Source organism: Sphingobium sp. AntQ-1, from assembly GCF_028538045.1.
GTDB classification, from domain to species: domain Bacteria; phylum Pseudomonadota; class Alphaproteobacteria; order Sphingomonadales; family Sphingomonadaceae; genus Sphingobium; species Sphingobium cupriresistens.
On sequence record NZ_CP117158.1, the window covers coordinates 254,155 to 276,215 of the forward strand.

The 22,061-nt window shown below is 65.5% G+C and carries 16 protein-coding genes and 1 tRNA gene; 10 read left to right on the forward strand and 7 right to left on the reverse strand.

The window, feature by feature from the left end:
* Entirely contained in the window at positions 1 to 453 is a 453-nt protein-coding gene (locus sphantq_RS01290; RefSeq protein WP_066603033.1) for a DUF6265 family protein, read from the reverse strand.
* A 98-nt stretch (positions 454 to 551) separates the two neighbouring features.
* Here sphantq_RS01290 and sphantq_RS01295 point away from each other — a divergent pair, with 98 nt between their 5' ends.
* From sphantq_RS01295 to sphantq_RS01320, 6 genes are all read left to right on the forward strand, one after another.
* Positions 552 to 1,538, forward strand: coding sequence for an agmatine deiminase family protein (locus sphantq_RS01295; protein WP_066603036.1), 987 nt, complete (start codon positions 552 to 554; stop codon positions 1,536 to 1,538).
* Between the two features lie 17 nt (positions 1,539 to 1,555).
* Positions 1,556 to 2,404 carry an N-carbamoylputrescine amidase gene (gene aguB, locus sphantq_RS01300; protein WP_272799377.1) on the forward strand — a complete coding sequence of 283 codons (849 nt, stop codon included), beginning with the start codon at positions 1,556 to 1,558 and terminating at the stop codon, positions 2,402 to 2,404.
* Positions 2,405 to 2,617, forward strand: a complete 213-nt coding sequence (locus sphantq_RS01305; protein WP_272799378.1) for a hypothetical protein — start codon at positions 2,405 to 2,407, stop codon at positions 2,615 to 2,617.
* Positions 2,618 to 2,634: 17 nt separating this feature from the next.
* A complete protein-coding gene (gene folK / locus sphantq_RS01310) occupies positions 2,635 to 3,105 on the forward strand; it encodes a 2-amino-4-hydroxy-6-hydroxymethyldihydropteridine diphosphokinase (protein ID WP_244884362.1) in 471 nt (156 codons plus the stop codon).
* A 42-nt stretch (positions 3,106 to 3,147) separates the two neighbouring features.
* A tRNA-Lys gene (locus tag sphantq_RS01315) sits at positions 3,148 to 3,223 on the forward strand.
* A 75-nt stretch (positions 3,224 to 3,298) separates the two neighbouring features.
* A complete protein-coding gene (locus sphantq_RS01320; protein WP_066603053.1) occupies positions 3,299 to 3,868 on the forward strand; it encodes an NUDIX domain-containing protein in 570 nt (189 codons plus the stop codon).
* Here the strand turns inward: sphantq_RS01320 and glgX are convergent.
* The 6 genes from glgX to sphantq_RS01350 form a co-directional block, all read right to left on the reverse strand.
* The gene (glgX, locus tag sphantq_RS01325) at positions 3,849 to 5,720 is read right to left on the reverse strand and encodes a glycogen debranching protein GlgX (RefSeq protein WP_244884363.1); all 1,872 of its coding nucleotides are present in this window, start codon (positions 5,718 to 5,720) and stop codon (positions 3,849 to 3,851) included. The two genes, sphantq_RS01320 and glgX, sit on opposite strands and share 20 nt — an antisense overlap.
* The gene (glgA, locus tag sphantq_RS01330; RefSeq protein ID WP_272800154.1) at positions 5,717 to 7,165 is read right to left on the reverse strand and encodes a glycogen synthase GlgA; all 1,449 of its coding nucleotides are present in this window, start codon (positions 7,163 to 7,165) and stop codon (positions 5,717 to 5,719) included. The genes glgX and glgA overlap by 4 nt, the downstream gene beginning before the upstream one ends.
* An 8-nt stretch (positions 7,166 to 7,173) precedes the next feature.
* Positions 7,174 to 8,433, reverse strand: a complete 1,260-nt coding sequence (gene glgC, locus sphantq_RS01335; protein WP_066603060.1) for a glucose-1-phosphate adenylyltransferase — start codon at positions 8,431 to 8,433, stop codon at positions 7,174 to 7,176.
* Between the two features lie 63 nt (positions 8,434 to 8,496).
* Entirely contained in the window at positions 8,497 to 10,659 is a 2,163-nt protein-coding gene (gene glgB, locus sphantq_RS01340) for a 1,4-alpha-glucan branching protein GlgB (protein WP_066603062.1), read from the reverse strand.
* Between the two features lie 18 nt (positions 10,660 to 10,677).
* Positions 10,678 to 13,146: a glycogen/starch/alpha-glucan phosphorylase gene (locus tag sphantq_RS01345; RefSeq protein ID WP_272799379.1), complete on the reverse strand. Its 2,469-nt coding sequence runs from the start codon at positions 13,144 to 13,146 to the stop codon at positions 10,678 to 10,680.
* A gap of 129 nt (positions 13,147 to 13,275) precedes the next feature.
* A complete protein-coding gene (locus tag sphantq_RS01350; protein ID WP_066603064.1) occupies positions 13,276 to 14,466 on the reverse strand; it encodes a serine hydrolase domain-containing protein in 1,191 nt (396 codons plus the stop codon).
* A gap of 132 nt (positions 14,467 to 14,598) precedes the next feature.
* Between sphantq_RS01350 and sphantq_RS01355 the strand changes: the two genes are divergently transcribed.
* The 4 genes from sphantq_RS01355 to sphantq_RS01370 all read left to right on the forward strand — a co-directional run bounded on the left by sphantq_RS01355 (position 14,599) and on the right by sphantq_RS01370 (position 21,855).
* Positions 14,599 to 15,111: an RNA polymerase sigma factor gene (locus tag sphantq_RS01355; RefSeq protein ID WP_066603067.1), complete on the forward strand. Its 513-nt coding sequence runs from the start codon at positions 14,599 to 14,601 to the stop codon at positions 15,109 to 15,111.
* Positions 15,112 to 15,166: 55 nt separating this feature from the next.
* Positions 15,167 to 16,111 (forward strand): FecR family protein, encoded by a 945-nt coding sequence (locus sphantq_RS01360; protein WP_272799380.1) that lies wholly within the window; start codon positions 15,167 to 15,169, stop codon positions 16,109 to 16,111.
* Entirely contained in the window at positions 16,095 to 18,542 is a 2,448-nt protein-coding gene (locus sphantq_RS01365) for a TonB-dependent receptor domain-containing protein (RefSeq protein WP_272799381.1), read from the forward strand. The genes sphantq_RS01360 and sphantq_RS01365 overlap by 17 nt, the downstream gene beginning before the upstream one ends.
* Positions 18,543 to 18,639: 97 nt before the next feature.
* Positions 18,640 to 21,855 (forward strand): autotransporter outer membrane beta-barrel domain-containing protein, encoded by a 3,216-nt coding sequence (locus sphantq_RS01370; RefSeq protein WP_272799382.1) that lies wholly within the window; start codon positions 18,640 to 18,642, stop codon positions 21,853 to 21,855.
* Positions 21,856 to 22,061: the final 206 nt, after the last annotated feature.

Sequence of the window (22,061 nt, forward strand, 5' to 3'; positions counted from 1 at the left end):
CTATTCCCCGGCCGGGGAATAGGTCCAATTCTGCGCCTGGCTGCCATCCATCCTGGCGGTTTCCGCCATCAGCAGCCGCCCCTCGCGCCAGTAGCGGATGCGCTGGGGATAATCATGGTTCGGGTTGGCGAAGCTTATATCCCGCACCCCTTCCGCGACGACCGGGAAGATCGTTGCTGGCCCGCCTTCGGGCGCACCGTGGAAAGCCAGCGATCCGTCGGCCGCGCGCACGATGCGCATGACCTCCCAAGAGCGCAGCGTTTCCCCGCGTCCTGTTCGCCCGACGCCGATCATCGTGCCGCCACGCGGCAGGGTCCACACCTCCTCGGTCCAGCGATCGTCTCTCTGTTGCAGCCATTCGCCGGTCAGCCAGTCGGGCAACTCACCCGAATTGCTAATGGTTGGCAGCACCAGCAGCAGCGCCGCGGCAAGGATCGAAACTTGTCTCTTCATGATCTTCGCCCTCTGTCCACACGCTATCTGGCACGCTATGGAGCGCGCGCAACCCCCGCTATCACGGATCGGCGCCCTGCCGAGCAAGGATAAACGCCATGACTTTCCGTATGCCCGCCGAATGGGCGCCGCATGACTGGACCTGGATCGGCTTTCCGACCAACCCCGCCGAATGGCCCGGCGCGTTCGAGGAGGCGCGCGAACAGATCGCCGCCTTCGCCAGCGCCCTCCATGCCGACGGCAAGGGCGAGGAGGTGCGCCTGGTCGTCGCCAATGAAGCCGACGCGATCGCCGCTCGCGCGTTGGTGGCGCCGGGCGTATCGGTCATCGTCCACAGGCTGGGCGACGTATGGCTGCGCGACACCGCGCCGATCGCGGTGCTGAACGGCGCAGGGAGTCGCGCACTGGTCGATTTCGGCTTCAACGGCTGGGGCGGCAAGTACCGGATGCCGGGCGACGAGGATATCGGCGCGCGGCTGGCTGCGACCACCGATATGCCCGTTTCCACCCAGCATTGGGTGTTCGAAGGCGGCGCGATCGACACTGACGGCACCGGCCTGTTCGTGACGACCGAACAATGCCTGCTGAACCCCAATCGCAACCCGGACCTGGACCGCGGCAAGATCGAGACGCTGCTTGCCGGCGCGCTGGGCCTGTCGGACATGCTGTGGCTGGGCGACGGTTTGCTGAACGATCATACCGACGGCCATGTCGACAATCTTGCCCGCTTCGTCGCGCCGGGCAAGCTGGCGCTGCCGATCGCGACGACCGACGACGATCCCAATGCGGCCCTCTATGCCGACGCCCGCGGCCGCGCGAAGGCGCATGGCGTCGACGTGGTGGACGTCCCCTCCCCCGGCCTGGTGCTGGTGGATGGGGAGGCGATCCCGGCCAGCTACATGAATTTCTATGTCGGCAACGCCGCCGTCATCGTGCCGATCTATGGCCAGCCCAATGATCAGGCTGCGCTCGATGCCTTCCGCCCTTTCTTTCCGGGCCGGGATATTGTCGGGCTGCGCAGTGACGCCATATTGTCCGGCGGCGGCAGCTTCCATTGTTGCAGCCAGCAAATGCCATCCGTCTGATAGATTCAGGGACAGACATGACCAAAGTGACCGTAGCCGCGCTGCAACTCAGCTTTTCCGACGATATGGGCGAGAATATCGCCAAGGTTGCGGACCATGTGCGCAAGGCCGCCAGCCGCGGCGCGAAGATCATCCTGCCGCCCGAACTGTTCGAAGGGCCGTATTTCTGCCGGGTTGAAGACGAAGCGCTGTTCGCCAGCGCCCAGCCGACCGACACCCATCCCGCGGTGCAGGAAATGCGCAAGCTGGCGAAGGAACTGGGCGTCTATATCCCCACCAGCTTTTTCGAGCGCGACGGCCATCATCATTACAACTCGCTCGCGATGATCGATGACGCGGGCGAGATTATGGGCGTCTATCGCAAGAGCCATATTCCCGACGGTCCGGGCTATGAGGAAAAATATTATTTCCGCCCCGGCAATACGGGGTTCAAGGTGTGGTCGACCAAATATGGCACCATCGGCGTCGGCATCTGCTGGGACCAATGGTATCCCGAAACCGCGCGCTGCATGGCGCTGATGGGGGCGGAGATGCTCTTCTACCCCACCGCGATCGGCTCCGAACCCTATGACACGGAATTGGACACCAGCCGCATGTGGCGGCGGGCGATGATCGGCCATGCGGTCAGCAACTGTATGCCGGTGATCGCCGCCAACCGGATCGGCGACGAGGACGGCCAGCTCTTCTACGGCCACAGCTTCATCACCGACGAATGGGGCGATTTCGCCGCCGAAGCCGATGCGAAGGACCAGGGCGCGCTGGTGGCGACGCTGGACCTGGCCAAGGCGCGCACCCACCGCGCCGGCATGGGCTTCTTCCGCGATCGGCGGCCCGACCTTTACGGTCGGATCGCGCAGGATATCTGAATGGATGCGATCGATCAGCCTGACGATCTCAGCCGGCCGCAAAAGCGGCTGCTGAAGCGCTTATATAATGGGCGGACCGTCCCGGTCATGGCGGACGATCGCCCCTTCCTCCGCTATAAGGATGCGGCGCTCTATCTGCTGTCCCTACCCATCGACGCGCGCGAGACCGCCTATACCCAGATGAAGGCGCAGGCCAGGGATGGCGTTCGATAGACGCGCGCCAACTCTATGTGCTGGCGCTGGGATCGAACCGGCCGCTGTCCGCCCGCCGCGCGCCCGCGCGGCTGCTGGCGGAGGCGATAGCGCTGATCGGCGAACAGGCGCGGGTGCTGCGCATCGCGCCCACGCTCTCCACCCCGCCGCTCGGCCCATCGGCCCGCCGCTTCGCCAATAGTGCGATTCTGGTCGAAAGCGCGCTGTCCCCGCCCGCGATGCTGGCAATGCTTCAGCGCATAGAAAACAGGCTGGGCCGCCGCCGCTATCGCCGCTGGGGCGCGCGCAGCCTCGATATCGACATCATCCTCTGGTCGGGCGGCCGATGGCGCAGCCGGACGCTGACCATACCCCATGCCGCCTATCGCACCCGCAGCTTCGTCCTGACCCCGCTGCTGGCGGTGGCACCGGACTGGCGCGACCCGCATCTGGCGATCACCGTCCGCCATCTTCATGCGCGACTGCAAAAAGCCGCGCCAAAGTGTTGACCATCCGCCCCGCCGCCTTTAGGGCAGCCTCCACCGCTTCGGGGGTCCATAGCTCAGTCGGTAGAGCAACTGACTTTTAATCAGTAGGTCGCTGGTTCGAACCCAGCTGGACTCACCATTTCCCGTGATGGGCGCATCTTCATTGGCGCCCTGCCGCCGCTGTATTAAGGCGAGGCGGAACCGGAGCGCGCCGATGACCATCATCCTTTCGACAACACCGATCTATCAGGGCTGGCTCAACCTGCTGCTGGTGGCGATGCGAGCACCCGATGGCGCGGCGTTCGATCGGCATGTCGTGGAGATGCGCCGCGCCGTCGCCATATTGCCCTATGATCCCGATCGCCGGGTCGCGCTGGTCGTGTCGATGCCGCGCACCCCGGTCATGCTGGCGGGATTGCCCGACATGCTGGAGCCGATCGCCGGCATATTGGAGGATGAACCCGCCAATTGCGCCCGGCGCGAGGCGCTGGAGGAAGCGGGCGTCCGGCTGGGCGATCTCTTTCATCTCGGACAAATCTGGAGCATTCCCAGCGTCGTGACCGAGAAGATCGACTATTATCTGGCCGAATATCGCGCGGAGGACCGTATCGCCGCGGGCGGCGGGCTGGCCGAGGAGCAGGAACATATCACCGTCCACGAACTGCCGCTGGACGATCTTTGGACGCGGTTCGCCGACAAGCGGATCGGCGACGGCAAACTGGCGATCACGCTGATGGCGTTGCGGCTGCGGCGACCGGACCTGTTCAGCGTGCCGGTCGCCTGATCGCCACCGCGCGCGCCGCCACTTCGACCGCATCATCGGGCAAATGGAAGCGGCAGGGTTGCGCGGCGCCATTGACGCAGATCGCGACCCCGCTCGCGCGATAGCGCAGCGTCAGGCGGCGGCGTGAGGGGTCTTCCCACTGGCCGACGGTCAGCGCCCGCCCATCTTCGTCCAGCCATTCGACGTCAGCGTCGGACAATAGCACCACGCCGCGCAGATCGGGCAGCTGCGCTCGCAGCGCCGCCAGCGCGAAGCTATGCGCCTCCAGATCGCGATTGCGCCCGTCCCAATCGATCCATCCGATCGCATTATCCTGCGCATAGGCGTTGTTGTTGCCGTGCTGGCTGCGGCCAAACTCGTCACCTGCGGTCAGCATGATCATACCGCGTGATGCGAACAAAGTGGACAGCAGCGCCTTGCCGTCGCGGATCCGCGCGGCCTGCACCGCCGGGTCGTCGCTCGGTCCCTCCACGCCATTATTCCAGCTGAAATTCTCGCCATGGCCATCGCGATTCTGCTCGCCATTGGCGTCGTTGCGCCGCTGTTCATAGGCGGTCAGGTCGGCCAGGGTGAAGCCGTCATGGGCCGCCAGGAAATTGACGCTGCGGGTCGCGCCATCGCTGAAAATGTCTGATGACCCAGCCAACCGCGTCGCGAATGCCCCCAGCGTTCCCCCATCGCCGCGCCAGAAACGACGCATGTCGTCGCGATAACGGTCATTCCATTCCAGCCACCCCTCGCCGAAATTACCCAGTTGATAGCCGCCCGGCCCGATGTCCCAGGGTTCGGCGATCATTATGCGGTCCGCCAGCAATGGATCTGCGCGCATCTCATCTAGCAGCGGAGCGTGGGGATCGAAGCCGTCCGCCATCCGCCCCAGCGCAGGGCCAAGGTCGAAACGGAAACCGTCGATCCCGGCCTGCGCCACGAAGTAGCGCAGCGAATCGAGGATCAGGCGGCGCGCAACCGGCGCGTTGCAGGCGATACTGTTACCCGTGCCGGTGTCGTTGACCAGCCGCCCATCGGCTTCATGGCGGAAATAACCGCGCGCATCCAGCCCGCGCAGCGACAGGGTCGGCCCTTGGCAGTCGCTTTCGCCGTCATGATTATAGACCATGTCGAGGATCACGCCGATCCCGGCCTGATGCAGCGCCGCCACGGCTCCACGCAACTCCGCCATGCCGCCCGGCGCCAACCGCGGATCGATCGCGAAATAGCTGACCGGATTATAGCCCCAGGCGTTGGTGAGGCCGAGCGGCCCCAGATGCCGCTCGTCGATCCAGGCATTGATCGGCATCAGCTCGATCGCCGACACATGCAGGCTTTGGAGATGCGCGATCACCGCCGGATGGGCGAGCGCGGCGATGGTGCCGCGCTGCGCTTCCGGCACATCGGGATGCAGCATGGTGAAGCCGCGCACCTGCACTTCGTAGATCAGCCCGCCTGACGCGAAGCGGGGCGGTTCCGGAGGCGGCGGCTCGACGGCCGCCGCCACGACGCCCTTGGGCACCAGCGGCGCGGTGTCGCCCCCCTGCCCACGCCGCGCGCCCAGCGCCGGATCATAATGGAACGCCCGGTCGATCGCCGGCGCATAGGGATCGAGCAGCAGCTTGTCGGGATCGAACCACAGGCCCGCGCCGGGATCATAGGGGCCATCGGCGCGCAAGCCATAGCGCGCGCCCGCGCCGACGCCTGCGGCCTCGCCATGCCAGCAGCCGTCCGCATCGCGCAGCATCGGCAGGCGGACCTCGCGATCGTCGCTATCGAACAGGCAAAGCCACAATTGGGCCGCGTCGGGGGACCAGACGCAAAAACGGGTGCCGCTTGGCCCCACCAACACGCCCGGCTTCACGCCGCCTCCGCCATCAGCGCACGATAAAGGTCGGCATATTTCGCCGCGCTATGGCACCAGGAGAAGTCGGCGCGCATTCCGGCGCGCTGCATCGCCTGCCACGCCAGCTTGTCGCCGTGCAGCTCGATCAGCCGGTTGATCGCGCCATGCAGCGCCAGCGGATCGGACGGCATGAAGACGATGCCCGTCGCCGCGCCTGCGCCCACCGCGGCCTCATTGGCGTCGATCACCGTGTCCGCCAGCCCACCGACCCGCGCCACCACCGGCACGCAGCCATAGCGTAGCGCATACAACTGGGTCAGGCCGCACGGTTCGAAGCGCGAGGGGATCAATATAGCGTCGCCACCCGCCTGCATCAGGTGCGACAGCGGCTCGTCATAGCCGATCTGCACGCCGATCCGCCCCCGATGCCGGTCCGCCGCGCCCAGCAGCGCGCCTTCCAGCGGATGATCGCCCGATCCCAGCACGGCCAGCTTGCCGCCCATCGCGACCAGATGTTCGGCCGCGTCGATCATCATGTCCATGCCCTTCTGCCATGTCAGGCGACTGACGATGATGCAGATCGGCGCGCCGTCATGGTCCAGCCCAAAGCGCCGTTCGAGCGCGCGGCGGTTCGCCGCCCGGCCGCCCAGTGCGCGCGCGCTGTACGGCTTGGCGATCAGGCCGTCGGTCGCCGGGTTCCAGATGTCGGTATCGACGCCATTCAATATGCCGTGCAGCCGGTCGACCCGGCCGTTGATCAGGCCATCCAGCCCCATGCCATGGACCGCGGACCGGATTTCCTGTGCATAGGTTGGGCTGACCGTGGTGATCGCGTCGGCCGAAACAAGGCCCGCTTTCAGATAGCCGGTGCCGCCATAATATTCGACGCCGTCCACGCCCCAGGCTTCGGGCGGCAGACCAAGGTCGGGGAAGATGCCCGCGCTATATCGCCCCTGAAAGGCCAAATTGTGGATCGTCACGACCTTGGGCACCTGCGCCGCCGGGCCGAAACGCATATAGGCGGCGGTCATCGCCGCCTGCCAGTCATGGACATGGACGATGTCGGGCCGCCAGCCCTTCACCCCGTCCGCCGCGATGTCCGCCCCTGCGCGCGACAGCGCGGCGAAGCGCCGCCAATTGTCGTTCCAGTCATTGCCGCCATGATCGCCATAGGGGCCACCTTCGCGCGCGAAAAAGTCCGGCGCGTCCAGCACCAGCAAATCCAAGCCATCGACCGTCGCGGCCAGCACGCTGGCGCGCGCGCCGAACAGGGCGTCGTAGCGGCGCACCGCCTTCGCCTTGCCCAGTCGCGCGATGACGGCGGGATAGCCGGGCACCAGCGTGCGCACCTGCACCCCCTGCCCCGCCAGCGCGCCGGGCAGCGCGCCCGCGACATCGGCCAGCCCCCCGGTCTTGATCAGCGGATAGATTTCGGATGCGACCGACAGCAGCTTGATCGTCATGGCGCGGGTCAGGCGACCAGCCGGTCGATCATCGGCTGCGTCACCAGGCATATGCCGCTGTCGGTGCGGCGGAAACGCTGCGCATCCTCTTCGGGATGTTCGCCGATGATGAGCCCCGGCGGGATGATGATCCCGGAGTCGAGCACGCATTTATGCAGCCGCGCCCCGCGCCCGATCTCGCAATCGGGCATGATGACGCTTTCCGTCACCGACGAGAAGCTGTGGGTGCGCACCCCCGAAAACAGCAGGCTGCGATGCAGCGAGGAGCCGGACACGATACACCCGCCCGCCACTAGCGAGGATGTGGCCGAACCCCGGCGACCATCTTCGTTATGGACGAACTTGGCCGGCGGCGTGACTTCCGAATAGGTCCAGAGCGGCCAGCTGCGATCATAGAGGTCCAGGCTGGGCACTACGTCGGTCAGGTCGACGCTCGCCTGCCAATAGGCGTCGATCGTGCCGACATCGCGCCAGTAAGGCTCCAGCTCGCTTTCGGCGCGGACGCAGCTGCTGGAGAAGCGATGCGCCACCGCTTTACCATGCTTGACGATATAGGGGATGATGTCGCCGCCGAAATCGCGCTTACTCTTTGGATCATCGGCGTCGCGGCGAAGCTGTTCGATCAGGAATTTGGTCTGGAAGACGTAGATGCCCATCGACGCCAGCGCCATGTCCGGCTGGCCGGGAATGCCCGGCGGGTTTTTGGGCTTTTCGATGAAGTCGGTGATGACGTCCTTCTCATCGACATGCATGACGCCAAAGCCGACCGCCTCCATCCGTGGCACCTCCAGGCATCCGACGGTGACGTCCGCGCCACTGTCGACATGCTGTTGCAGCATCAGCTCATAGTCCATCTTGTAGACATGGTCGCCGGCCAGCAGCACCATATATTCGGGCGCATAGCTTTCGATGATATCGATATTCTGGAACACCGCATCGGCGGTGCCTTCATACCACTGGCTTTCCGACACGCGCTGGCTGGCGGGCAAGATGTCGAAGCTTTCATTGCGTTCAGGGCGCAGGAAGTTCCAGCCGCGTTGCAGATGCCGGATCAGCGAATGGGCCTTATATTGGGTCGCAACGCCGATGCGGCGGATGCCGCTGTTGAGCGCATTGGACAAAGCGAAATCGATGATCCGCGCCTTGCCGCCGAAATGGACGGCGGGTTTCGCGCGCTTGTCGGTCAGTTCCGCCAACCGGCTGCCACGTCCACCGGCCAGCACATAGGCCATGGCGTCACGCGCGATCGGCTGATGTCTCGTCTGCATTAAGCCTCTCCTTGCGTTGCCCGCTATCGCCTGCACATGACTGCCTGCACGCGCCGTCCGTGTTCAATAATCCAATTCCAGCATCAAGGTTGCAAAGGGCGGGATGGTGATGTTCGCCCATCCTTCCTCGTCCGCCTGCACCTGTCCCATATTGCCCGCGCCGCCGCCGCCATAATCGGCCGCGTCGCTGTTCACTATTTCCCGCCAGCGCCCGCCCGACGGCAGGCGTATGCGATAGCCATGGCGGAGCATCGGGGTGAAATGGCTGATGATGACGATCGGCCGGACGCCGGGCGCGCGCCGTTGCCAGGCGAAGATCGAATCCGCCGCGCCATCCACCAGCACCCATTCGAACCCTTCCGGCTCACAATCGCGCTCATGCAGCGCCGGGCGGGAGCGGTAGAGATGGTTGAGATCGCTCACCAGCCGCTGCACGCCCAGATGCGGGCCATGGTCGAGCAGATCCCAGTCGAGCGGGCGCTCCTCGCTCCATTCGTCGCGCTGGGCGAATTCCTGCCCCATGAACAGCAGCTTCTTGCCGGGATAGCCCCACATAAAGCCATAATAGGCCCGCAGCGTCGCAAATTTCTGGGCATCGTCGCCCGGCATCTTGTGCAACAGCGAGGCCTTGCCATGCACCACCTCGTCATGGCTCAGCGCGAGCACGAAATTTTCGGTAAAGGCGTAGAGCAGACCGAAGGTGATATCGTCATGATGATGGGCGCGATGCACCGGGTCGCGCTGCAGATAGCGCAGCGTGTCATGCATGAAGCCCATATTCCATTTGAAGCCGAAGCCCAGCCCGCCGGTGTGGACAGGTTTCGACACGCCGGGCCAGCTGGTCGATTCCTCCGCAATGGTCACGATGCCGGGCTGCGCGCCATACAGCGCCTTGTTCATCTGCTGAAGGAAGGCCACCGCCTCCACATTTTCCCGGCCGCCATGGTCGTTGGGCACCCATTCGCCGGGCTTGCGCGAATAATCGAGGTAGAGCATCGAGGCGACCGCGTCGACGCGCAGGCCATCGACATGATAGCGTTCGGCCCAGAACAGCGCATTGTTGACCAGATATTGCGATACTTCGCGCCTGCCGAAATTATAGATGGCGGTGTTCCAGTCGGGGTGGAACCCCTTGCGCGGGTCGGCATGTTCGTAGAGCGCTGTCCCGTCGAAATGCGCCAGCCCATGTTCGTCGGTCGGGAAATGCGCCGGCACCCAGTCGAGAATGACGCCGACCCCCGCCCGATGCGCCCCGTCCACAAAGCGCGCGAACCCCGCCGGATCGCCGAACCGCGCAGTCGGCGCATACAGGCCCAGCGTCTGATATCCCCAACTGGGATCATAGGGATATTCGCTGATCGGCAGAAATTCGATATGGGTGAAGCCCATGCCGACGACATAGGGGATCAGGCGGTTGGCCAGTTCGTCCCAACTGAGAAAATCGCCCGCGTCGTCGCGCTGCCATGACCCGGCATGGACTTCGTAGATCGACACGGGCTGACGACGCGCGTCGGTGGTGCGCCAATGTTGGCGATGCCGGTCGTCGCCCCATTTGTGATCCAGCGGCGGCGCGACGATCGATGCGGTGGAGGGCCGCAATTCGCTCTGGAAGGCATAGGGATCGGCCTTGAGCGGCAGGCGCACGCCGTCCGCGCCGATGATTTCGAACTTGTACGCGCTGCCAGGCCCAACTTCGGGCAGGAAAATCTCCCACAGGCCCGCATCGACGCGACGACGCATCAGACCGCGCCGCCCATCCCAGCGGTTGAAGTCGCCCACCACCGACACGCGCCGCGCATTGGGCGCCCAGACCGCGAAATGCGTGCCCTCGACCCCCTCATGAGTCATGAAATGGGCGCCCAACTTGTCGAACAGGCGGCCGTGCGATCCTTGCGCCAGATAATGATCGTCCATCGGCCCCAGCACCGGCCCGAAGCCATAAGGATCGACCAACGCATAGCTGCCGCCATCCCCAAAGGTGGCGACATAGCGCAGCGGCTGGCGCTTGCGGATCGCGACCTTGCCGAAGAACAGCCCGTCGCCATGGACCTGCGCCAGATCGCCGACCGGTTTGCGGTCCAGCGTCTGCGCCGTCACGCTGACCGCTTCGGGCATCAAGACGCAGGCGGTGAAATCCTTGTTCGCCGGATGCACGCCAAGCGTGGCGAAGGGATCGTCGTCAAGGCCCGTGACCAGCCGGTCGATCTGTTCCGGCGTCAACGCCACCCTATCCCTCGCTTACGCTCATGACGTGATCTTCCAGATGTCGGCCGCATATTCGCGGATCGTGCGGTCGGACGAGAACCATCCCATGCGCGCGACATTGTGAATGGCCTTCTTCGCCCAGAGCGACTGGTCCATCCAGAGCGCATCGACCTGCCGCTGGGCCGCGGAATAGCTGTCGAAATCGGCCGCGACCATGAACCAGTCATGATCATATAATCCCTGCACCAACCCCTTGTAGCGGTCCGGGTCGTCGGGCGAAAAGACGCCGCTGGCGATCGCATCGAGCGCCTGCCCCAGTTCGCGGCTCTGACCGATCACATCGCGCGGGACATAGCCGCTGGCGCGCTGGTCGTTCACCTCCTGCGCCGTCAGGCCGAAGATGATGATATTATCCGCGCCCACATGATCGCGCATTTCGACATTGGCGCCGTCCAGCGTGCCGATGGTCAGCGCGCCATTGACCGCGAACTTCATGTTGCCGGTGCCGGACGCTTCCATGCCCGCAGTCGAAATCTGTTCGGAAAGGTCGGCGGCTGGGATCATCACCTCCGCCATGGACACATTATAATTGGGCACGAATTGCAGCTTGAGCAGCCCCTGGACCGCCGGGTCGTGATTAACCGCGCGGGCGACGTCACCCGCCAGTTTGATGATGAGCTTCGCATTATGATAGCTGGACGCCGCCTTGCCGCCAAACAGCTTGACCCGCGGCACCCAGTCCTTTTCCGGGTGCGACCGGATCTGGTCGTAGAGCGACACGGCTTCCACGATGTTGAGCAACTGCCGCTTATATTCGTGGATGCGCTTGATCTGGATGTCGAACAGGGCCGCAGGGTCGATCCGGGCGTTGAACCGCTTGCGCAGCAGGTCCGACAGGGCGGCCTTGTTGGCGCGCTTCACCGCCAGGAACTTCTCCTGGAACCCGCGGTCGTCGGCAAATCCGTCCAGATCGCGCAGCGCTTGCGCGTCGTCCAGGAAACGGTCGCCGATCGCCTCGCGGATGAGGCCGGTCAGACCTGGATTGCACTGCATCAGCCAGCGGCGGAAAGTGACGCCGTTGGTCTTGTTGTTGATCCGCGTGGGATAGAGTGTGTGCAGGTCGGCAAAGACCGTGACCTTCATCAGATCGGTATGCAGCGCCGACACGCCATTGACGCTGTGCGACCCGGCGAAGGCGAGGTTGCCCATGCGCACGCGCCGGTCGCCGCCTTCGTCGATCAGCGATATCGTGCCGATCGCATCGTCGGTGAACTGCCCGGATCGCCGGGCCTCCCCCAGCAGGCGGCTGTTGATCGCATAGACGATCTGCATGTGGCGGGGCAGTAATCGCTCGAACAGCGGCACCGGCCAGCTTTCCAGCGCTTCAGGCAGCAACGTATGGTTGGTGTAGCTGAAGGTGCGCCGGGTGATGTCCCACGCCTCGGCGAAATCGACGCCATGATCGTCCAGCAGGATGCGCATCAGCTCCGCCACCGCCACCGCGGGATGGGTGTCGTTGAGCTGAATCGCCGCCTTGTCCGGCAGGGTCAGGATGGTGCCGAAATATTGGATGTGCCGCCGGACGATGTCCTGCAACGACGCGGAGGAGAAGAAATATTCCTGCCGCAGCCGCAATTCCTGTCCTGCCGCGGAACTGTCGGCGGGATAAAGGACGCGGGTCAGCGATTCCGCCCGGTTGCTCTCGGCCAGAGCGCCCATATGGTCGCCGGCATTGAACTTGTCGAGCAGGATAGGATCGATAGGCTGCGCTTCCCAGAGGCGCAGCGTATTGATGCGCTTGCCGCGCCAGCCCGCGATCGGCGTGTCATAGGGGGTGGCGATGACGCGCTCGGCCGGCCGCCAGCGCATCTGGTGCGGCCCGGCATCCTCGCCCTCGGCCGGATCGACCCGTCCGCCAAAGCCGATCTCGTAACTCGCCTCGCGCCGCTCAAACTCCCACGGATTGCCGTGCGCCAGCCAGTTTTCTGGCAGTTCGACCTGCCAGCCGTCGCTGATCTCCTGCCGGAACATGCCGTTCACATAGCGGATGCCATAGCCATAGGCCGGCACGTCGACTGTCGCCATGCTTTCCATGAAGCAGGCCGCCAGCCGCCCCAGCCCGCCATTGCCCAGCGCCGCGTCCGGTTCCAGCGCGGCGATGATGTCGATATCGACCCCCAGAGAGGCAAGCGCCGCCTGCATGTCATCCAGCATTTCCATGTTGGACGCCGCATCGCGCATCAGCCGGCCGATCAGAAATTCCAGGGACAGATAATAAACCCGCCGTCCTTCTTCCTCATAGGTTTTCTGGGTCGAGGTGATCCAGGCGTCGATCACCCGATCACGGATCGCCAGGATGACGGCGTGGAGCCAGTCATGCGGCTTGGCCGCGGCAGCATTCTTGCCGATGCGATAGGTCAGGCGCTCGACAATTTCATGGGCCAGGACTTCCGGGTCCACCTGCCGCGGTGCGGGTATGGGAAGCTTGGTCTGGCCCTTGAGATTCACAGGCGCGGTCCCCCTTCGCTGAGTCGGACCCGATGATGACACAGCCCCCCGCGCCGCGCCATGCACATTTTTGCAGCGCAGCAAGAAATATCGGCTGTTTTCAGCCGTTTTCGCTGGAACCTTGCGCCGTTATCGCCGTAGAACCGCCCCTGCCACGCCGACGCGCAGTTCGGCGCGCACCGGATAGGTGCTGGATGGCAGATGCTGGGTCATGAAAATGCCGATCAGCCGTGCGAGGGGATCGATCCAGAAATAGGTCGAAAAGACGCCGCCCCAATAATATTCCTGGCTTTCCATGCCCATGGCGAAGCCCAGGCCAAAGCCGACGTCCTGATAATCCGCTTCGCTGAACATCGCGCTGGACATGGTGGACAGGTCGCCGCCGCCCGGCAACTGGTTGCTGCGCATCTGCTCCACCGTCTCCGCCGCCAGCAGCCGCACGCCGTCCAACTCGCCGCCGCGCAGCAACATGCGGGCGAAGCGATGATAGTCCGCCGCCGATGAGACCAGCCCGCCGCCGCCCGACAGGAAACGCCCCGTCCGCCGCCAGCCGCTGCGCGCGCCGATGTCCGCGATGGCAAGGCCGCCCGCCTCGTCCAGCCGCCAGGCGTCCGTCATACGGTCCGCCTTGTCATCGGGCAGGACGAAAGTCGTATCGACCATGGCCAGCGGATCGAAGATGCGGGTGCGGAACACCGTCTCCAGATCCATGCCCGACAGTCGCTCCACCACCACGCCCAGCACGTCGGTCGACACCGAATAATTCCAACGGTCGCCCGGCGAAAATTCCAGCGGCAGGGTGGAAAGGTCCGCGACGAACTGGTCGGAGGTCCGCTTCTGCTGGAACTCGTCCAGGCCCAGCTTGCGATAGCGCGCGTCGATCGGGGTCTGGCGTTGCAGGCCATAGGTGAGGCCCGACGTATGCCGCAGCAGGTCGATCATCAGCATCGCCCGTTTGGGCCTGGCGCGATTGGCCTGCCCCACGCGCAGGTCGGCAAATTCGGGGATGACGTCGGTGACGGGCGTATCGAGCGCGACCCTCCCGGACTCCACCAGCATCATGAAGGCCACGGACGTGACCGGCTTGGTCATCGACGCGATGCGGAACAGCGCGTCGTCGCGCAGCGGTTCGCCGGTCGCCCGCGCCGCGCCGCGCGTCACCGCCACCAGCGGCCGTTCGTCGCGCGACAACAGCAATTGCATGTGCGGCAGCTTGCCGGTCGCCAGATAGGTGCGGTCCAGAAAGCCGACCAGCGCCTCCAGCCTGTTGGCGTCCATCCCCGCGGCCTGACACGCCGCCCTGTCTACACCATCCGTCATGCCGATCCTCTTGTCGTGCCGGTCCGCGCTAACCCAGCGACGCCGACAGGTAAACAGCTTGGCCGTTGCCAAGACCCCACCCGCCCCTCTATGGCAACGCGCCAGAACCGCTTACACTGGACCACCACAGGCATGGCCACCGGCCTCTCCGCAATCTTCATGGCCAACCGCGCCGCCCTGCTCCGCTTTCTGCGCGCGCGTGGGGCGGGCGAAGATGCCGAGGATCTGTTGCAGGATATGTGGATGAAGCTGGAGGCCAAGGATCTTGGCCCGGTGTCCGATCCGCTGCCCTATCTCTATCGCATGGCCAATAATCTGATGCTGGACCGTTATCGCTCCGCCACCCGGCGCGAGCGGCGCGAACAGGATTGGGCGGAGGGCGCGGGCGGCGTGATGGCCGACCCGACCGAAGATATCGCCGTCGACGACCGCATGGTCCTCAACGAACAACTCGACCAGGCTCGCGCGGTGCTGCGCGACCTGGGGCCGCGGGTCGAAATGGTGTTCCGCCGCTTCCGGATCGAGGGAGTCGGCCAGCGCCTGATCGCCGACGAACTGGGGGTCAGCCTGACCACGGTGGAGAAGGACTTGCAAAAGGCCTATCGGGCGATGCTGACGCTCAAGCAGACACTGGATACGGAATGAGCAGGCTGGCGGCGTCTGCCCTAGTACGGGGCGCAAAAGAAACGGGGCTGGAGCCATGATGAACGAGGAAGCGCTGGGCTGGGTCGTCCGCACGCGCGATCCCGACTTTGCCGATTGGGACGGCTTCACCGCATGGCTGGAGGCTGATCCTGCCCATGCGTCGGCCTATGACGCGATGATGCTGGCCGACAGCGAGTTGGACAGCATCCTGCCGCCCGAACCCGTCGTAATGCCGGTCGCGGCCAACGATCCGGGCGTGCGCACGCGCCGCCCGCTGCGCTGGATCGGCGGCGGCGCGATTGCCGCCGCACTGGTTGCGACTGTCTCGATCGCGGTCCTCAATCGCAGCGATATCTACAGCGTCACCACCCGCCCCGGCGAAACCCGCGTGATCGCACTGGACGACGGCACCACCGTCGAACTGAATGGCGGCACGACGATGCGCTTTGACCGGAAGGACGCGCGCTTCGCCGCGCTCGATATGGGCGAGGCCGCCTTCACCGTGCGCCATGACGCCGCCAACCCGTTCCGCGTGACCGTGGGCGATACGGTGTTCGAAGATGCCGGCACGATATTCAACATCGTCCATACCGACGCCGCGACCCGCATCGGCGTGTCCGAAGGCAAAGTGATCTACAATCCGCAGGCCGAAGCGATCGCCCTGCCCGCCGGCCGCGCGCTGGCGGAAGATGCGCAGGGCCTGCGCGTCATGGACATCGCCCCCGCCGCGGTCGCCAGTTGGCGCCAGGGCCGGCTGGTCTATGCCAATGCCGCCGTGGGCGACATCAGCCAGGATATCGGCCGATCGCTGGGCGTCACGCTGACCGTGACGCCGGGCGCGCGGGCGATGCGCTTTACCGGCACGATCCGGCTGGACCGCGATCCGGCGCTGTTCTTTGCGCAGGCCGCGCCGCTGATGGGGCTGACCGCCGTGCGGCGGGGCGATGGCTGGCTCTTGCAGGAAGGGCCGACTAAGGAAGGGAATGGGCCGCAGAGCTGACCTCCTTATCGTCACCGCCCCCGCAATCGCGATCGTCTTAGCGACGGCAACGCCCGCATCCGGGGCGGAAAGACAGGCTATCAGCATCGCCCCCGGCAGGTTGGGCGAGGCGGCGATAGCGCTCGGCCGTCAAACCGGCGCCAGCATCGGCATGTCGGACCAGTCGCTGGCCGGCATCCGCACCCCCGCCGTGCAGGGCCGGATGAGCGCGGAAGCCGCGCTGAAACAGCTACTAAAGGGCAGCGGCGCGAAGGCGCAGCGGATTGGCGACAATGGCTGGCGCATCGTGCGCGCCCGCGTCGTGCGCCCCTCGCCATCCGCCGCGCCCGCCCCGATCCAGGCCGCCCCGGTCGCCGAACAGCCCGCCGCAGAAATCATCGTCACCGCCTCCAAGCGCGACACGCCCCTGCCCCGCTATGCCGGCATGGTGGAGGCGCTGGATGGCGGCCTGTTCAGCGCGGCGGAGGCGGCGGGCGGCACCGCCACTTTGCTGGCGCGCGTCGCGAGCCTGAGTTCCACCCATGCGGGCGCGGGCCGCAACAAGCTGTTCATCCGCGCCATCGCGGATTCGGGGGTCGCCGGACCGACCCAGGCGACCACCGGCCAGTATCTGGGCGACATGCGCCTGAACTATGCCGCGCCCGACCCGGACCTGAAGCTCTATGATGTCGGCCGGGTCGAGGTGCTGGAGGGGCCGCAGGGTACGCTCTATGGCGCGGGATCGTTGGGCGGCATCATCCGCGTCATGCCCAATGCGCCGAATCTCGCCGAATATGGCGGACAGATGTCGGCCGGCCTGTCCGCCACCCAGCATGGCGATCCGGGCGGCGACATCAGTGCGACGCTCAACCTGCCGATCGTGGCGGAGAAGCTGGCGCTGCGCGTCGTGGGCTATGGGGTGCAGGATGGCGGCTATATCGACGACGTCAATCGCGGCAAGGATGACGTCAACCGCACCCGGACCTATGGCGGCCGCGCCGCGTTGCGCTTTGCGCCCGACGCCGACTGGACCATCGACCTGAATGGCGTCTACCAGCATATAGACGGCGACGACGCCCAATATGCGACCCGGTCGGTCGGGCGTCTGCAACGCGCCTCCGCCGTCGCCCAGCCATATCAATCGGACTATCTGCTCGGCAACCTGCGGATCGAGAAACAGTGGGACAATCTCCGCTTCGTGTCGTCCACCGGCTATGTCCGCCATGTCCTGGCCGAAAGCTATGACGCGACCCAGCCGGGCGGGCCACCCGCCCTGTTCCGCCAGCGCAACAAGGTCGCCATCTTCACGACCGAAAACCGGCTGGTGCGTGACCTGGACAATGGGCTGGGCTGGATATTGGGCGCCTCCTATCTGCAAAGCATGTCCGACCTCAATCGATCGCTCACCTCCTTCGGCACCGCCGAGATGCAGCCCGTCATCATCCCCGGCGTCGCGATGTTCGGCCGCGGCATGGCCGCACCGGCGACCGGCGTGCGCAACATGGTCAAGGAAGCGACCCTGTTCGGCGAAGCCTCCTTCGAGCCGGTCAAGGGGCTGATCGCGACCTTTGGCGGGCGCCTGACCAACAGCCGCCTGTCGGGCGAGGCGCTCGATCCGGTCGCCGCGCTTTCCGACAGCGAACTGGCGCGGGCGGAGGCGCAGGCCGACCGCAGCGAAACGATCTTCCTGCCCTCGGCCTCGATTCTGACCGACGCCATCCCCGACGTGACGCTCTACGCCCGCTTTCAGCAGGGCTTTCGCCCCGGCGGCCTGGCCGTCGACGACCAGCGGGTGCGCCGATTCCAGAACGACCGCGTGTCCACCGTGGAGATCGGCGCGCGCAAGGGCGTGCCGGGCCGCGACCTCTTCGCCGCGAGCGCCAACATCGCCTATACCGACTGGCGCAACATCCAGGCCGACGTCACCGACCGCATCGGCCTGCCCACCACGGCCAATATCGGCGACGGGCGCATCTATACGGTCGAAGGGCGCATCGTCGTGCGGCCGACCCCGGCGATCACGCTCGACGGCAGCATCATCTATAATGACAGTCGCCTGACCCAGCCCAACGACTATATTCGCGCGCTATCCTATGACGGCCGGTCGCTGACCCTGCCCAATGTCGCCAATCTGGGCGGCCGGATCGCTGTCGATTATAATGCGCAAGTGGGCGACGCCATGCGCTTCCATCTGTCCGGTTCGGCCCGCTATGTCGGCAAGTCGCGGCTGGGTGTCGGCCCGATATTGGGTCAGACCCAGGGCGATTATGTGGACACCAGCCTGTCCGCCAGCCTGACGCGCGGTCCCGTGCAATATTCCCTGTCGCTGACCAACCTGCTCGATAGCAATGGCAATCGCTTTTCATTGGGCACGCCGTTCGACCTGCGCACTGACTATTATACGCCGCTGCGCCCGCGCACCATCCGTGTCGGGGTCGATTTCGCTTTCTGAACAACCATTCATCGCATCGCCTGACGGAAGCCACGGTCCGGCGTCGTCCCATGCGCACGCGCGCACTTGATACAGCGCGACACGCAGAGGAGACATCATGCGACATCTATTGGCCTGCACGGCGATCGCGCCCGTGCTCGTGGCCCTTACCGTGGCCGACGCGGCAGCAGAGACCACCATCAGCACCGCCACCACGACCGCCGTCAAGACCTCCACCATAGCCAGCGGCGCGGCCGACGACATCACCATCGGTTCGGCCGGCTCCATCACGCTCACCAGCGGCGCCGCCGTCACGGTCGACAGCGACAATGACGTGTCGAACACCGGCGCCATCACCATCAACGACGCCGATAATGTGACCGGCATCCTGATCGCGCCGGGAACGACCGGCAATATCACCAACAGCGGCACCATCACGCTGACGGAAGACTATAGCGCAGAGGATGAAGACGACGATGGCGATATCGACGGCGCGTTCGCCGAAGGCGCCAACAAGAAGGGCATCTGGATCCAGTCCGGCGCAGGCCATATCGGCGACATCGCCCATAGCGGGACAATCACGATCGAGGGCAACCAGTCGGCGGGCATCCGCCTGGACGGCGCACTGACGGGCGACCTGTCCACCAGCGGCGCCATTTCGGTCGTTGGCGACAACAGCCATGGCGTATTGGCCAATGACGTCACCGGCGACGTGACGTTGCGTGGATCGACGTCGGTGTTGGGCGCCAACAGCATCGGCGCGGCGCTGCTGGGCGATATCGACGGCGCGCTCAAGATCCAGGGCACGATCGTCAGCACCGGCTATCGCAGCACCACCCGGCCGACCGATACGGACGATCTGGACGCCGACGACCTGCTCCAGGGCGGATCGGCCGTGGTCATTGCCGGCAATGTCACCGGCGGCGTCATTTTCGACGTGCCGCCGACCGCCAGCGACGATGATGACGAGGACGATACCGACATCGATGATGACGGCCTGACCGACAGCACCGAAGGCGCCGCGTCCGTCGTCACCTATGGATCGGCCGCAGCGGTGCAGGTCGGCGCGGCCGACAGCCCCACGACGATCGGCGCGGTGGCGGCCGACAGTTCAGGCTATGGCCTGATCGTCAATGGCGCGATCGCCGGCTATGGCATCTATGACGGCGTAGACGCCAACGGCCTGGTCGTGGGCGGCCTGGGCGGCGACGTGACCATCGCCAAGGGCATTTTGGTCGATGGCACGGTCGCGGCGATATCCTATGACAGCAACGCCACCGCGCTGCGGCTCGGATCGGGCGCCAGCACCGGCACGATCGAGGTGAGCGGCGCGGTGGGCGCCACCGGATCGGCGCTGGAAAACACCAGCGCGCGCGGCATCGTGATCGACGCCGGCGCTTCGGTGGATGCGATCAAGGTCAGCGGTACGGTCGGCGCGAGCGCGTCGAGCGACGAGGATGGTACAGCCATCGCCATTCTCGATTCGTCCGGCACCCTATCCAGCCTCAGCAATACAGGCGCGATATCCGCCGACGGCGGCGCGACCAATATCGCGATCGATCTGAGCGCCAATGGCAGCGGCGTCACCGTGACTCAGGCGCTGGCCTCCTCCACCGCCACCGCCCCCAGCATCATCGGCGACATCCGCATGGGATCGGGTAACGACGTGCTGACCGTATCGGCCGGCGCGATCACCGGCGACCTCAGCCTGGGCGCGGGGAATGACAGCGTCTCGCTGTCGGGCACGTCCAGCCTGACCGGCGACATCGCCTTTGGCGCGGGCAATGCCAATCTGACGCTGGCGGACGCCGCCGCCGTCACCGGGGGCATCGATTTCGGCGGCGGCGCGGGCACGCTGACGCTGGGCGGCGCCTCGTCGCTGACGGGCGCGATCAGCAATGGGGGCAATATGGCGGCAGTGCTGAACGGCGGCACGCTGAACGCCACCAATAGCGGCGCCGTGGCGCTCGCTTCGCTCGCCGCCAGCGGCACCTCCACGATCGGCGTCACCATCGACGCCGCCACCGGCGTCAACACCGTCTATGACGTCGCCGGCGCGGCCAGCTTCGCCACCGGCTCGCAGGTGAAGGTCAACCTGACCCAGGTGGGCGGATCGGAAGGCGATTATGTCATCGTGCGCGCCGGATCGCTTACCGGATCGCCGACGCTCGGCGCCACCACGCTGCTGCCCTATATGTTCAAGGGCAGCGTCGCGGGCGACAGCACGGCTGGCACCGTCACATTGTCGATCGCGGCCAAGACAGTATCGGAACTGGGCCTGAGCGGATCGACCGCCAGCGCCTATTCGGCGATCTTCAACGCGCTGGACAATGACGCCGACGTGGCCGGCGCCTATCTGGCGGTGACCGACGGATCGACGCTGACCGCCAATCTGCGCCAGATGCTGCCCGACCATGCCGGCGGCACCTTCGAAGCCGTTACGTCGGGATCGCGCGCGACCGCCCGCATCCTGTCCGACCCCAATGGCATCTACCGCACCAAGGACGGCCGTCTGGGCTTCTGGCTGCAACAGGTCGCCTTTGGCAGCGCCAAAAGCGTGGGCAGCACCGCCTCCTACGACATCAACGGCTGGGGCGCGGGCGGCGGCCTGGAATATCTGAGCGACATTGGCGCGTTCGGCGGCTCGTTCGCCTATATCCATGGCAGCGACAGCAGCGGCAGTTCCAACAATGCGGTCGATTCCGACCAGTTCGAACTGGCGGCGCACTGGCGCGGCCAATGGGGTCCGCTGCTCAGCTTCGCCCGCCTGTCGGCCGCGCGCATCAAGTTCGACGGCAGCCGCCATTTCGAAAGCGGCGATGTCGTGCGCACGGCGAACGGCAACTGGAACGGCACGCTGCTGTCCGGCACGGCCGGGGCTTCCTATCAGTGGCAGATGGGCCGTTTCGGCCTGCGTCCCGCGGTCGGCATCGACTATTACCGGCTCAAGGAGAATGGCTATAGCGAAAGCGGCGGCGGCGATGCGTTCAACCTGACCGTGCTGGGCCGCACCAGCGACGAACTGACCGCCAACGGCACAGTGACCGCAGGCTACGACTTCGGCAGCCTCAACAAGGCGGATGGCTGGGTCCGGCTGGAACTGGAAGGCGGGCGTCGACAGATCGTGGGCGGGTCGCTGGGCGACACCAGCGCGTCCTTCAAGGATGGCGACCAGTTCACCCTGGTCGCCGAAGACCGCACCAATGGCTGGACCGGCCGCGCGCGCCTCTATGGCGGCACCGACACGTTCCGCGTGGGCGGTGAATTCGGCGCGGAAGAACAACAAAATCACGTCGCCATCTCATTTCGGGCGACGGTTAACTTCGTCCTGTGACGTCTTGAACAGGAAAGGACGGGCCACACCCCACAGACCCTCCCGGTCCGTCCCTTCCGCTCCGGCAATATCCCTCCCCAAGGGCGCCGGACATAAAAGAGGGGCGTCGCCGGTCCCCCCGGCGGCGCCCCTTTCTTATTGTTGTGTTTGGATGATTCAGTAGCTTTCACATCCGTCGCGCTGAACTATAAACCAACGGACTACCG